This window comes from Bradyrhizobium barranii subsp. barranii, from assembly GCF_017565645.3.
Taxonomy (GTDB): Bacteria; Pseudomonadota; Alphaproteobacteria; order Rhizobiales; family Xanthobacteraceae; genus Bradyrhizobium; species Bradyrhizobium barranii.
Genome location: NZ_CP086136.1, coordinates 6,797,431 through 6,809,852 on the forward strand (window position 1 = coordinate 6,797,431; position 12,422 = coordinate 6,809,852).

At 63.8% G+C, this 12,422-nt stretch carries 14 protein-coding genes and 1 pseudogene; 8 read left to right on the forward strand and 7 right to left on the reverse strand.

The annotated features are described in order from the left end of the window. Nucleotides 1–503: 503 nt before the first annotated feature. Nucleotides 504–890 (reverse strand): COG4315 family predicted lipoprotein, encoded by a 387-nt coding sequence (locus tag J4G43_RS33245; RefSeq protein WP_063982498.1) that lies wholly within the window; start codon nucleotides 888–890, stop codon nucleotides 504–506. Between the two features lie 147 nt (nucleotides 891–1,037). Here J4G43_RS33245 and J4G43_RS33250 point away from each other — a divergent pair, with 147 nt between their 5' ends. Both J4G43_RS33250 and J4G43_RS56090 read left to right on the forward strand, forming a co-directional pair. Continuing rightward, a complete protein-coding gene (locus J4G43_RS33250; protein WP_208089483.1) occupies nucleotides 1,038–1,544 on the forward strand; it encodes a GNAT family N-acetyltransferase in 507 nt (168 codons plus the stop codon). Between the two features lie 117 nt (nucleotides 1,545–1,661). Further along, nucleotides 1,662–1,963 (forward strand): annotated as a pseudogene (locus tag J4G43_RS56090) (hypothetical protein). Between the two features lie 77 nt (nucleotides 1,964–2,040). On the opposite strand, the gene J4G43_RS33260 reads toward J4G43_RS56090, so the two are convergent. Beyond that, entirely contained in the window at nucleotides 2,041–4,014 is a 1,974-nt protein-coding gene (locus tag J4G43_RS33260; protein ID WP_208087515.1) for a DEAD/DEAH box helicase, read from the reverse strand. Nucleotides 4,015–4,257: 243 nt separating this feature from the next. Between J4G43_RS33260 and J4G43_RS33265 the strand changes: the two genes are divergently transcribed. The 3 genes from J4G43_RS33265 to J4G43_RS33275 all read left to right on the forward strand — a co-directional run bounded on the left by J4G43_RS33265 (nucleotide 4,258) and on the right by J4G43_RS33275 (nucleotide 5,800). Next, nucleotides 4,258–4,596, forward strand: a complete 339-nt coding sequence (locus J4G43_RS33265) for a hypothetical protein (protein ID WP_208087516.1) — start codon at nucleotides 4,258–4,260, stop codon at nucleotides 4,594–4,596. Between the two features lie 45 nt (nucleotides 4,597–4,641). Then, nucleotides 4,642–5,382 (forward strand): metallophosphoesterase family protein, encoded by a 741-nt coding sequence (locus tag J4G43_RS33270; protein ID WP_208087517.1) that lies wholly within the window; start codon nucleotides 4,642–4,644, stop codon nucleotides 5,380–5,382. A gap of 64 nt (nucleotides 5,383–5,446) precedes the next feature. Further along, nucleotides 5,447–5,800, forward strand: a complete 354-nt coding sequence (locus tag J4G43_RS33275; RefSeq protein ID WP_028154742.1) for a cupin domain-containing protein — start codon at nucleotides 5,447–5,449, stop codon at nucleotides 5,798–5,800. A gap of 23 nt (nucleotides 5,801–5,823) precedes the next feature. Here J4G43_RS33275 and J4G43_RS33280 read toward each other — a convergent pair whose 3' ends face one another. The 5 genes from J4G43_RS33280 to J4G43_RS33300 form a co-directional block, all read right to left on the reverse strand. After that, nucleotides 5,824–6,336 carry a hypothetical protein gene (locus tag J4G43_RS33280; protein WP_085398442.1) on the reverse strand — a complete coding sequence of 171 codons (513 nt, stop codon included), beginning with the start codon at nucleotides 6,334–6,336 and terminating at the stop codon, nucleotides 5,824–5,826. Nucleotides 6,337–6,431: 95 nt separating this feature from the next. Then, nucleotides 6,432–6,854, reverse strand: a complete 423-nt coding sequence (locus J4G43_RS33285; RefSeq protein WP_208087518.1) for a VOC family protein — start codon at nucleotides 6,852–6,854, stop codon at nucleotides 6,432–6,434. A 112-nt stretch (nucleotides 6,855–6,966) separates the two neighbouring features. Beyond that, nucleotides 6,967–7,449: a DUF5680 domain-containing protein gene (locus J4G43_RS33290; protein WP_208087519.1), complete on the reverse strand. Its 483-nt coding sequence runs from the start codon at nucleotides 7,447–7,449 to the stop codon at nucleotides 6,967–6,969. A 3-nt stretch (nucleotides 7,450–7,452) separates the two neighbouring features. Next, complete coding sequence (locus J4G43_RS33295) at nucleotides 7,453–8,604, reverse strand: zinc-binding dehydrogenase (protein WP_208087520.1); 1,152 nt, start codon at nucleotides 8,602–8,604, stop codon at nucleotides 7,453–7,455. 131 nt (nucleotides 8,605–8,735) lie between these two features. Beyond that, nucleotides 8,736–9,374, reverse strand: coding sequence for a Clp protease N-terminal domain-containing protein (locus J4G43_RS33300; protein ID WP_208087521.1), 639 nt, complete (start codon nucleotides 9,372–9,374; stop codon nucleotides 8,736–8,738). Nucleotides 9,375–9,700: 326 nt separating this feature from the next. On the opposite strand from J4G43_RS33300, the gene J4G43_RS33305 reads away from it, so the two are divergent. The 3 genes from J4G43_RS33305 (at nucleotide 9,701) to J4G43_RS33315 (ending at nucleotide 12,405) form a co-directional block, all read left to right on the forward strand. Further along, on the forward strand, nucleotides 9,701–10,180 hold the full coding sequence (locus tag J4G43_RS33305; RefSeq protein WP_085398449.1) for a GNAT family N-acetyltransferase: 480 nt from the start codon (nucleotides 9,701–9,703) through the stop codon (nucleotides 10,178–10,180). A 37-nt stretch (nucleotides 10,181–10,217) separates the two neighbouring features. Continuing rightward, nucleotides 10,218–11,015, forward strand: a complete 798-nt coding sequence (locus J4G43_RS33310) for an alpha/beta fold hydrolase (RefSeq protein WP_085398447.1) — start codon at nucleotides 10,218–10,220, stop codon at nucleotides 11,013–11,015. Nucleotides 11,016–11,208: 193 nt separating this feature from the next. Further along, the gene (locus tag J4G43_RS33315; RefSeq protein WP_063982486.1) at nucleotides 11,209–12,405 is read left to right on the forward strand and encodes an MFS transporter; all 1,197 of its coding nucleotides are present in this window, start codon (nucleotides 11,209–11,211) and stop codon (nucleotides 12,403–12,405) included. Nucleotides 12,406–12,422: the final 17 nt, after the last annotated feature.

Consider the following 12,422-nt stretch of genomic DNA (forward strand, 5'->3'; position numbering starts at 1 on the left):
GGATTGAAGACTCCCAGAAGCTCCCAGGTGCGGACCGCACCGGGAAACCAGTGCCCCTACTCTCAAATGGAGGGATGCTGCTGCCGATATGCCGCTTTCACCCCCTGCCGGAACCAACTATGACCAACCAAAATCGGGCCTTCGGTTCGCTTTCGGACTCTCGACTTGAATAAATTCGATTCAAGCGACGGCGCGCCACGGGCGGCGTTTTTACTTCTTCGAAGTTGTCGCGATTACTCCCGCCAACTTGAGATCAGTCCGGCAAGCGGTTCGGAGACGCCGCCGCCGGTAGCCTTCCGCTGGGGGCGCGGCGAGGATTCGGCCGTTTCCAGATGGCGCCCTGTCATTGATTGATTGCGAGTTGATGGAGCCGCTCCGCAGCGCACCGCATTGAACGATACGTCGCATCGCCAATGCGGCGTTGCGCTGCGTCCGAGGCACGAGACCGGTGGCATCTCGTCAATGTCAGACACCACCTCGCATTCCCGCGGCGGATTGTCCGCTCACGGCATCGCCAGATGCCAGGCGCCGTTCAGAAAGCCGTCGCCGGTGATGTCGCCGGGCTTCTGGTCCTTGGCGAAGGTGTAGAGCGGCTTGCCCTTGTAAGCCCACTGCCTGGATCCGTCGTCGCGCGTGATGACGGTGTAGCCGTCGGCCGCGGCATCGCTCGCCTCGGCCTTCAGCACCGGCCAGTTTGTCGCACACGGTCCGTTGCAGGCCGACTTGCCGTCCGCATCCTTGTCGAAGGTGTAGAGCGTCATGCCCTTGGCGTCGGTGAGCACGTTGCCCTTGTCGGACTTGCCGGTCTTGGTCGGCGGCGCGGCGAAGGCAGCGGGGATGATGGCGAGCGATACGGCGAGCGTGAGCGCGAGGCGGATCGAGGACGTCATGGGTTCTCCTGTCATGCAATTGGCTTGCATGGGGTAGGACGCCGCGCAACGCTTCGTATTCCTGAGACGGCGGCAAAGATATTTTTCGCTGCGCGCATCGTCGCGACGGAATAAACTGGAATGGGTGAGACCGACCAACGGACCGACATGAGCAAGCCGTATTGGCGTCCCGCGCGCGCCACCGACCTGGTCGCGATCAGCGCGATCGCAGCGCGGATCCATCCCGATCTCCCTGAGAGTCCCGACGTGTTCGCGGAGAAGATGCGGCTCTGTCCCGATGGCTGCCGTCTGCTCATCGCCGACGAAGAGATCGCCGGCTACGGGCTCGCGCATCCGTGGAAGCAGCACCGCATTCCGCCGCTCAACGGCTTCCTGCAACAACTGCCCGATGATGCGGATTGTCTCTACGTGCACGACGTCGCCGTGCTGCCCGATTTCCGCGGTGGCGTCGCGCGCGATTATATTGCCGATATCGAGAAGCTGGCGCGCGCATCACACATCACAACGCTCGCGCTGGTCTCGGTCTACGCCACGCGGCCGTTATGGGAGCGTCTCGGCTTCCGGCCCGTCGCGGCGGATGCGGAGGCGCGCGCAAAGCTCGCCTCCTATGGCGAAGGCGCGACCTACATGCTTCGCGACCTCGCTGCGACATAACGTCCCCGCCCGGCTCACGCGGGCGTGAAGCCGTCGCTCGAACCGCCTTCGATAACCCCCCGTCGAAGGTGTGCGCGGGCCGTTCCGGTCTCGCCGATCCGAGACTGGAGAATTTCCATGAAACTCACATTGTCGAAAGTTGCTTTGATTGCACTCGCTGCGGCGGCCGCGTTCACGCGACCAGTGCCAACGCGGCGCAGGTCCGGACCTATGGCTGCGATTCCGCCTTCTTCGAGGGCTGCGGTATCCTGGTCGAGACGTCGACCCCGGGTGGCAGAAGCCGCGTCAACCTCACTCACGACACCTCGCCCATCTACATGAAGCAGACCGACCCCCGCTACAGCTCGTCGATGCGTGATGCCGGTGGTGGCGGCGGAGGTGGTGGTGGTGGTGGTGTCGGCGGTGGCGGTGGCCGCTGAGTTCGCAGCTGACTTCTCAGATGATGTCGCCGGCGCAATCCGGCGGCATCATTGCAGTCTGCACGGTCAGGCGCAGTTCAGCCCCGATGCTTTTTCTTCGCCTTCTTTTTTCCAGGCGCGCCCTTCAACGTCCACGGCGTGACCGCCGGCTCGGCATGGCCAGGCTTGTTCTTGTGCTTCTTTTTCTTTCCGAACGAAGGAGCATCGTCGAATTTCGGCCTGCGCTCGCCGTGAGCCTTGTCGCGTGGCTTGAATCCAGCTGCATCGCGCGGGCGATCGTCGCGACGTTCGCGATGATCGCTGTCGCCGCTCTCGCGCCGGGGCGGCTTTGACCGCTCCTCCGAAGGCGCCTGCCGCTGCGGCGCATCGGTCATCGGCTCGAGGCGGATATTGTCTTCCTTGTCCGGACGCTTGATCTTGGCAGCGAAGGATTCCGCGACCCGCTCGGAAATTTCGAACTCGGTCGTCGTGTCCATGATCTTGATGGCGCCGATGTCGCCCTTGTCGATGCCGCCGCGGCGGCAGATCATCGGCAAGAGCCAGCGTGCTTCCGCATTCTTTCTTCGTCCGATGTTGGCCCGGAACCAGACGCTGCCGTCCGCCATGCCGTGTTTCGCCGACGATTTTCCTGATTTGGGTCGGGCTCTTTCGGGGCGATCATCGCCGCGCGAAGTGCGGGCATCGTCGCGCGGTGCGCGGACATTGTCGCGCCCGCGATCGTCGCGCGGCCGGCCGGCTCGCTCGCCGGGATCGATGATGTCTTCGGGAGACGGCAGCCGCGCGCGATAGAGCCGCGCGAGTGCGGCTGCGATATCCTCGGCCGACCGCTCGGCCAGCAGCGCCTGCGCCAGCACCAGATCGTCGGTGGTCGTCTCCTCGGTGAACAACACGTCCTTCATGCGGTCGTGATCGAGCTTGCGGATTTCCTCAGCTTGCGGCGCCGTTCCCCAGACCGCGTCGATCCCCGAGACATTCAGCAGCATTTCCGCACGTCGCCGCCGTACAGGCGGCACCAGCAGGACGCTCGTCCCCTTGCGGCCCGCCCGCCCGGTGCGGCCGGAGCGATGCTGCATCACCTCGGCGTCGTTGGGCAGATCGGCATGGATGACGAGATCGAGGCTCGGCAGGTCGATGCCGCGGGCGGCGACGTCGGTCGCCACACAGACGCGGGCGCGTCCGTCCCGGAGCGACTGCAGCGCCGTGGTCCGCTCGTTCTGCGTCAATTCGCCTGACAGCGCGACCACGGAGAAGCCGCGCTCCAGCAGCGCTGCCTGCAAATGCCTGACGTGATCGCGCGTGCTGCAGAACACCAGCGCGCTCGGCGCCTCGTAGAAGCGCAGCACGTTGACGACGGCATGTTCGACATCACCGGGGGCGACCCTGATGGCACGGTACTCGATGTCGGCGTGACCGCCTTCATCGCCGGCGACCTCGATTCGAAATGCCTGCTGCTGATATTGCTTGGCCAGCGCCACGATGCCGCGCGGGAACGTCGCCGAGAACAGCAACGTGCGGCGTGTCTCCGGCGTGGTCTTGAGGATGAATTCCATGTCCTCGCGAAAGCCGAGATTGAGCATCTCGTCGGCCTCATCGAGGACGACCACTTTCAATTCCGTGATGTCGAGACGGCCGCGACGCAAATGGTCGCACAACCGGCCGGGCGTGCCGACGACGATGTGAGCGCCCGCCGCAAGCTCGCGCTGCTCGCGCCGCGGATCCATGCCGCCGACGCAGGAGACGACCCGCCCGCCGGCATGCCCATACAGCCATGCCAGTTCGCGCTGAACCTGCAAGGCGAGCTCGCGGGTCGGCGCCACGATCAGGGCGAGCGGCGCCCCCGCCTGCTCGAACCGCTCGGCATCGCCAAACAGATCCTTGGCCATGGCGAGGCCATACGCGAGGGTCTTGCCGGAGCCGGTCTGGGCCGAAACCAGGAGGTCGCGGTCGGCGGCTTCATCCGCGAGCACGGCGAGCTGGACGGGGGTGGGTGAATCATAGTTCCGCTCGGCCAAAGCGTGGGCGAGCGGCGGGGTCAGGGCCGGAAAGGACACGGGATGGAGAACCTTGGTTAATGTCAGGCGCGGAACGGTGAACCGGCGGACCTGAGTTGCGTGCGCGGCAAACGGCCCGGCCGCACGCTGGATGTGATCAGGGCGCTCTTTACGCCAAGTGCTCTGGAATCACCATGCCTATGATGCATGGCTTGACGGAAAGAACCGCGCCTGAAGGTTGCAGCGGACGTTCGCGGCCACCTCCGTTAACCTGAAGCCAACCGGCTTAGAGGGAACGACTGCGTGACGCCTTCCGCCAAACGCGCCTGCGGCGATTGCACGCTTTGCTGCAAGGTCATGGCCATCCAGGCGCTGGCCAAACCGGCTGGAAGCTGGTGCCGGCACTGCAAACCCGGCCAGGGCTGCGCGATCTATGCCGAACGCCCGGCCATCATGGGCCAGCGCATGATCCTCGTCACGCCGGACCGCGAGTTCGATCGCGGCATCGTCGGGCCGGACGAGCGGATCGTGCGGGAGCTGGAGGGGACCAAGGTCGTGGGCGCGACGGTGGTGAAGGAACATCAGATCAGCCATGGCTGGTTGGTGAACGTCCCATCAGCCGATGCTAGATTGGTCCGGTAACCTGGCAGAGTTAAGTTCAGGCAAAGCAGCACGGGGAGCACGACGATGCGATTGGCAGTCATTTCCGATATCCACGGCAATCTCGCTGCGTTGGAAGCGGTGCTGGCCGACATCAAGGCGCGCGGCGTCGATCGTACGGTCAACCTCGGCGATTGCGTCACCAGCCCGCTGTGGCCAAAGGAAACTTTCGAGGCTCTCCAGTCGCTGTCGTTGCCGACGGTGCGCGGAAATCATGATCGCTGGATTGAGGAGTTTCCAGACGACAAGCTCTCGCCGGCAGGTCTGTTTGCGCGTAGCGCATTGACCGCGGAGCAGCGCCGCGCACTTCACAGCCTGCCCTCCCAAATACGGCTGGACGACGGGATCCTGGCCTGCCACGGCACACCCGACGACGATACGACGTGCCTGCTCGAAGAAGCGCTCGAGGACGGCCGCTTCGTGCCGGCGCGTCGCGACGTGCTGACCGCGCGCCTTTCGAGCGCGCCAACGGCGCGTGTCGTGCTTTGTGGTCACAGCCACCGCCAGGCGGCTCTTCAGGGCCCGGGCGACCGCCTGGTCCTCAATCCCGGCAGCGTTGGTTGCCCGGTGTTCGCGGACATTCCTTTTGCCGCAAACCTGGAGCATCGCTCGCCTCACGCCCGCTACGCGATCCTCACGAAACGAACAAGAGGCTGGCAAGTCGAACTGCTGGCCCTGGAATACGACTGGGAAGCCGCGTCCGCGCAGGCGCTCGCCAACGGCCGCCCGGAATGGGCGGAGGCCATGTTATCAGGACATGTCAAATAGCTGGCCTTGCCACGTCGGTCATTTGATCCCAAATCGTGCCTCACAAGAGCGCAAAGGGGGAAACATGGCCGACAGCATATCGCTTGCCGACAAGCTCGCGACCTTTGGGGATTATTGGTCGCCGCGCACGGTCACGACCTTCAACGATTGCGACGTGATGGTGGTGAAGGTGAAGGGCGAGTTCACCTGGCACAAGCACGATGACACCGACGATTTCTTTCTCGTCCTGAAAGGCAGTCTGGACATTGAATTGCGGGATCGCACAGTGACGCTCGGTCCGGGCGAACTCTATGTCGTGCCCAAAGGTGTGGAGCATCGCCCGGTGGCACGCGAGGAGGTTCACCTCCTGCTCATCGAGCCCACCGGCACCCCGAACACGGGCGACAAGGCCACAGCCGCAGCACGCAAGCTCGCATAGAGGACAACGCGCTTGGCGCGCGTCTAATCTCTGGAGGTCGCCAGCTTGCTGAAGCGGCCGACCAGCCTCGCCCTTACCCGTGCAACTGTGTCCCTCGCCGCGCGGCTCAGGGCGCGGATGGCGCGCCAGGCGTCAGTCGCCTGCAGCCACGCCTTCACCTCGGAGAACTTGCCGTACGCCCAGGCGAACGCCGGAATCCGCATCAGCTTGTCGCGCGTAAGATGGAACAGGCGCTCGACCAGCACGAGCTTGAGCAATTCGCCGACGATGAAAGTCACGGCGGCGCTCACGATCTGACCTGTTGCAGCGAGGTAGGCCGCCACCGGCTTGATCGGCTCCAGAATGATCACGGGCACGGAAAACAGGGCGAGCGAGGGATAAGGGGACAGCGACCTGATCCAGGTGCGCAACCACTTGAATTCGAAATGCCGCCCAATCCAGCGCGCCATTGGCCGCGCGACGGCCATGAAGACGGCATCCACCAGGAAGTAGATGGCCGCCAGGATGTAAGTAACGGGTTTCAGGATTCGCTTCACGATACCTCTCCCGTGAAGTGAAAGTCGGAACCTGGGCCTAAGTTTCACCTTAACATGGATAGATCGGGGATTCCCGATGGAACTTTTTGGGCGCCTCAGATCTCGGCATAGATTTCCAGCAAATTGCCGTCGGGATCGCGAAAGAACAGCGTCCCGTGTCCGAACGACTGGTTCGTCGGCGGTGACAGCAGCGCCACGCCCTGCCGCACCAGTTCATCGGCACACTGATCGACCTCGGTCGCGGACACCTTGAAGGCCAGTTGCAGCGAAGCGCTGCCCGCCGGCGTCGGCGCGTCGGCCGCGGTCCGGCTCGGTCTCGCCAGCGCCAGCGTGTTGCCGCCCAGGCCGTACTCGATCCAGTTCGGCGAGAGCTCGCGCAGCAGCGGAAAGGCGAGGACGTCCTCGTAGAACCGGCGCATCGCCGCCATGTCGCGCACGAAGATGACGGTGTAGTCGATCGCGCGAATGGCGTTGAAGGGGGAGCGCCGGTTTGGTTCAGGTGTCTGTTTGTCTGTCATATCGTCGTTCATTCCAAACTCTGACTTGTAGCCCGTATGAAGCGCAGCGGAATACGGGGAGCCACGGGCTCGAACCCGGATTGCGCTTCGCTCCATCCGGGCTACGGATCATCTATCGCAGCAGGCCACCGCTATAGTGCAGCTCATGAAGCGGCGCGCCATCATGCCGCGCGATCGTCTCGACGCCATGGAAACGATCGAGCGAACCCTCGACCTCGTTGCGGTAGACCATGCCCGCCTGCTCGAACAGGCGCGGTCCCCGATAAGGCTCCTCGACGCTTACGCCCAACAGCGCCTGGCGCAGGAATTTGTAGATCTCGAGCAGCGTGGACCGATCCGTGATGTCCGCGCGGGCGCCGCCGCTGTAGCTCATCGACCAGATGACACGGTCATCCCGTGACACGGTCTCTTGGCCAACGAAAAACCCCATCCCGAAATAGATATCGCGATAGGCATAAGGTGGCGCGCGATGCTCGAGCTGCTTGGAGCCGGCGAGCAGCGGCGCGGCCACGGTCGCGTCGTCGTCCAGCCCCGCATAGGTGCGCCGCTTGGCTTCGACCAGGAACGCAGCGAGATCGGGTGGAATGGACGGCATTGTCTAGTCCACCAATTCCGGCCACGGCACGATGGTCGATTTCACCGTCTTCATCGCCATCGCATCCCTCACTGCCTGCGCGACGCCCGCTTCCGTGAACGGATAGATCGTCTGCATCTTCAGCCAGGGATATTTGTCACGCGTGCGGTAGAGCATGTCGACGCCGAGCGGCAGATCGTTGCCGGTAAAGCCCCAGGATCCCAGCACGTTGAGGTCCTTGGTGCAGATGCGGTGCCAGGAGGTCTCGATCGAGCCGGCATCGGTGAACTGACCCATCTCGACATAGGTGCCGCCGTCGCGCAGCATCTCGATGCCTTCGGGGCCGGCTGTCGGATGTCCCGAGCAATCCATCACGAGATCGGCGCCGAAGTGACCTACGATCTCGCGGACGCGCGCGATGCGCTCCTGCGGCGATTTGATCTCCTCGATGTTGACCGTCGCCTCCGCGCCGAACTCGCGCGCGAGCTTGAGCCGCGGCTCCTCCGGCGCGCCGACGCAGATCACGCGCCCCGCTCCCATCTCCTTGGCGGCCGCGACCGCGAGAATGCCGATCGGACCCGAGCCCTGGATCACCACCGTGTCGCCCCAGGAAAAACCACCGGCGCGACTGGCGCGGTTGAAGGCGCGGATGCAGGAGGTCAGCGGCTCCGAGAGCGCGCCCAGCCGCAACGACATGTCGTCGGGCAGCTTGTAGATCTTGGTGCCCGGCAGCATCTCGAGATCGACATAGACATATTCGGCCCAGCCGCCCCACATGTGCGGCGCCTTGTCGAAGCCGAGATAGCGGCCGTAATAGACCGGCGTCAGGCACTTGTTGGCGGTCTGCGGATAGTGGATGCAGTAATAGCAATGGCCGCAGGGCATCAGCGGCGGGATCATCACTTTTGATCCGACCTTCAACGGCTTGCTCATGAAGTCCTCGGTGAATTCGTCGCCGCATTCGACGATGATTCCGCCGAGCTCGTGGCCGAGCGTGAACGGCCAGGGTAACGGCTTCGGCCAATGCCCTTTGAGAATGTGCAGATCGGTGCCGCAGACGCCGCAGGCGCCGACCTTGATCAGCGCAGCCTTTTTGCCGACCTTCGGCCATGGCACGGTCTTGATGACGGGCTCCGAGCCCGGTCCTGCGTGAGTGCAGACGCGGATCTGGTCCATGGGTGTGTCCTCGCGGCCTGCTTGTTATGATTGATTGGTGCGGCCGACGATCAGCCTATGACAGCCGTGGGGCGTTGCAAATACCGAGGTGCATACCTCAAATGCACCGGGGCAGAAGGTTCACTGTTCTCTCAACTTGCGCGAGGAGGGGCTCTCTCAAGACCTTCGCTGGTCATGCCCTGCTCGCTCAGGAGCCAAACCGCAGGACTTGCAGTTTCGCTGAACATGGTCGCCAACACGTCCAGACCGCTCGTTTCACGTTTCAGGCTGCGCACGGTCGCACGATGCACCACACGTCGAAATGCAACCGTCGGCGTCGTGTCGCGCTCGTCGCGGATCATCACCCAAGTGCTCAGCTTATCGTCGATATAGGAGACTGTGGTTCGCCTCAGGGCTTCGAGGTCAACCTCGCTGGCCTTCATCACTTCCGAGGCATCCGGATCGTCCAGCAGCGCAAGCAAGAGATGCTCCAGCGTCGCAAACTCGTGCTTTCGCGCTTTGGCGTAAGTGAGAGCCCTGTTCAGAGTCAGATCGAGCTCGCGGGTAAATCCCGAAGGCCATTTGATGCTCGCACGCGGTGGCTGAGCCGAGGCCGTGTCAGACGCCGTCGGTCCGCGTCGGATCGCGGCAGCAAGCGTATTCCAGTCAGCCAAGCCAAACAGCTCGGCGGTCAGCTCAAGGCTTTCGGCGACCGAAATCTTGAGACCTTTGGAGGCGAGAGAGGCGCGCAGCGTGCGCGCCATAGCTTTAGCATCGCGAAAGTCGCGCATGGCTTACTCCTTTGCTTGAACACTTCGGGAAGCCAGTGCTTGCGTTGCTGACCCGTTGTTCGGCAAAGGGGCCAAGACGATGCATGCGATACGTTCACCATCCCGTAAAGGGTGCAAGCGGCAGGTCGTATCCACCTGAAAGAAAGGTGGCTCGACGGCCGCCAAGTGTCAATACTGACGACTCGCGCAAACCCGTAAATGCCTACACCCGGACGCTGGGTTAGGATGAGACGGCTCCTAGCCCGTATGGCGCAGCGTGGAATGCGGGACAGGCGGTCCCGGATTACGCTTACGCTCCATCCGGGCTACGATCGAGGATGATGCCGATGCTACGTGACTATCAGCCGACTGATGCGGAAGCGATCGTGCGCGTCGCTCTCGCGGCTTTCGCGCAATTCGAGCAGGATTATTCCGACTGGCCGTTGTTTACGACCCATGTCGCGAAAATGCCGGAGCTTGCCAAAACCGGCGAGATCATCGTCGCCGAGGATGGCGGCCAGATCGTCGGCGCCGTCGCCTATGTCGGTCCGCAAGCCCCGAAGCCGGCCTTCTTCGATCCGGCCTGGCCGATCATCCGCATGCTGGTGGTTGATCCGGCCGCGCGCAGCAAGGGCATCGGCCGACAATTGACCGAAGAATGCCTGCGCCGCGCCGAGCGCGACCGGTCGCCGGTCATCGCCCTGCACACAACGCCGATCATGACGGTCGCATTGCCGATGTATCAGCGGATGGGATTTACCAGGGTTCGCGAGGCGCCGGATATTCTGGGCGTGCCCTATGCGGTTTACGTCAAGGCGCTGGGGTAGGATGGCGTCGGCGTTGATTCTTTGACAGTCGTTGCGAATGACAAACTGGACGAGCCGAACCTGCGCGGCAAATGGCATCGACATCCATTATTTACGGACCGGGGACGACAAGCCTGCGCTGATTGCGCTGCATGGTCTGACCGGAAGCGGCGCCTGCTGGACACCGCTGGCGCGCGCTCTCGAGGACGGCTACGACGTCATCATGCCCTCTGCGAGAGGACATGGCGCGTCGAGCGCACCGTCCGGCGGGTATCGGTACTGCGATCTCGCAGACGACGTCATCGGCCTCATTGACGCGCTCGGGCTGACTGCCCCGATCCTGCTCGGCCATTCCATGGGCGGCATGACCGCTGCCGTGGTTGCGAGCGAGATGGGTACGGCCATTCGCAGCGTTATCCTCGCCGATCCGACCTTCCTGCCACCGGAGCGCCAGCGCGAGGTTTACGAGAGTGATGTCGCCGAGCAGCATCGCCGGCTTCTGGGGCAGGACAAGGATGAGGTACTGGCCGAGGCCCGGCGGCGGCATCCGCACCGCTCATCCGAGCTGCTTGACCTGATCGTTGATGCGCGGCTGCGGACCGAGATCAGCGCCTTCGAGGTTCTCACGCCGCCGAACCCGGATTATCGCGAGCTTGTCAAAGCCATTGCCGTGCCGAGCCTGCTTGTCATCGGAGACAATGGCGTTGTCTCCGTCGAGACGGCGCGGGAGCTGCAGGGGCTCAATCAACACCTCCGCCATGAGGTGATCGCGAATGCGGGCCATGGGTTGCCATATGACAAGCCGGATGAGTTTGCTGCGGTGGTCAGGTCGTTTCTGGCGACGGAGATCGCGTGACGCGCTGCTTCGTAGCCCGCATGGAGCTCTGCGGAATGCGGGGTCGGCGGTCCCGGGTTGCGGGCTACGGACATACACCCAAGTGTCTTGAGCGGCCGGCGGCGAACGTGTAAGGCCCGAACAGTCCCACCCAGGTGATCGCTTGAACCCCCTTCCCCAAAATCCTGTTGTCGCGTCCGGATCGTTCGCGGCGATGAAGTCGGTGCCGTACCGGCTCCAGTTCATCGCCTACGTGCTGGCGATGATGGCGGACAACATCGAGCATGTGATCAGCTATTGGGTGGTGTTCCAAAAATTCCATTCGCCGACGCTGGGGGGCTTTGCCGTGCTGTCGCACTGGCTGCCGTTCCTGCTGTTCTCGGTCGCGGTCGGCGGGCTCGCCGACCGGTTCGATCCGCGGCGCATCATCCAATGCGGCATGCTGCTGTTCATCGTGGCCTCGGCCGGATGGGGCTTCTTCTTCATCACCGACACCATCCAGATGTGGCACGCGATGTTGCTGCTGGTGATCCACGGCTGCGCCGGCGTGCTGTGGCAGACGCCGAACCAGCTTCTGCTCTACGACCTCGTCGGTCCCGCGGATCTTCCGAGCGCGGTGCGCCTGAATGCGATGGCGCGCTATCTCGGCATCCTGGTCGGACCTGCCGTCGGCGGCGTCATCATGCTCACGCTGGGCACCTCGCACGGCATCATCTTCAACACGCTGTTCTACCTGCCGATGCTGCTGTGGCTGTTCTGGGCGCCGGTGCGCGACAAGAGCGTCGCGGTGCGGCGCTTCGCCATGCGCGGCCTTGCCGACATCGTGCTGACGATGCGTGCCATCGGCACGCAACCGGTGCTGACCGCAATGACGTGGCTCGCCGGCCTCACCTCCTTCATGATCGGCAACGCCTATCACGCCCAGATGCCGGGCTTTGCCGGCGATCTCGGCCACGGCGATCCCGGCGTCTCCTACAGCGTTCTGCTCGCGGCCGACGCCGCAGGTGCACTGCTCGCCGGCATCGCGCTGGAATCATGGGGACGGTTGAAGGGCACGCCGCGCACCGCGATCATGCTCGCCATGCTGTGGAGCGTGGCGCTGCTCGGCTTCGCCGCGGTGCGGATCTATCCGGTCGCGATCGTGCTGCTGTTCTTTGCCGGCTTCTTCGAGCTGTCCTTCAACACCATGGCGCAGGCGCTGGTGCAGTTGAACGCACCGCACGACATCCGCGGCCGCGTCGTGGGTCTTTACAACATGGCCGGCCTCGGCATGCGGGCCTTCAGTGGCATCACCGTCGGCCTGTTCGGCGCGGCGATCGGCATTCACTGGTCGCTCGGGCTCTCGGCCGCGGTGCTGCTGGCGCTGCTGTGCCTTCTCTACGGACGCGCGACGAGGAAGACAGCCGGTTGACTCTCGTCCCTCTCCAC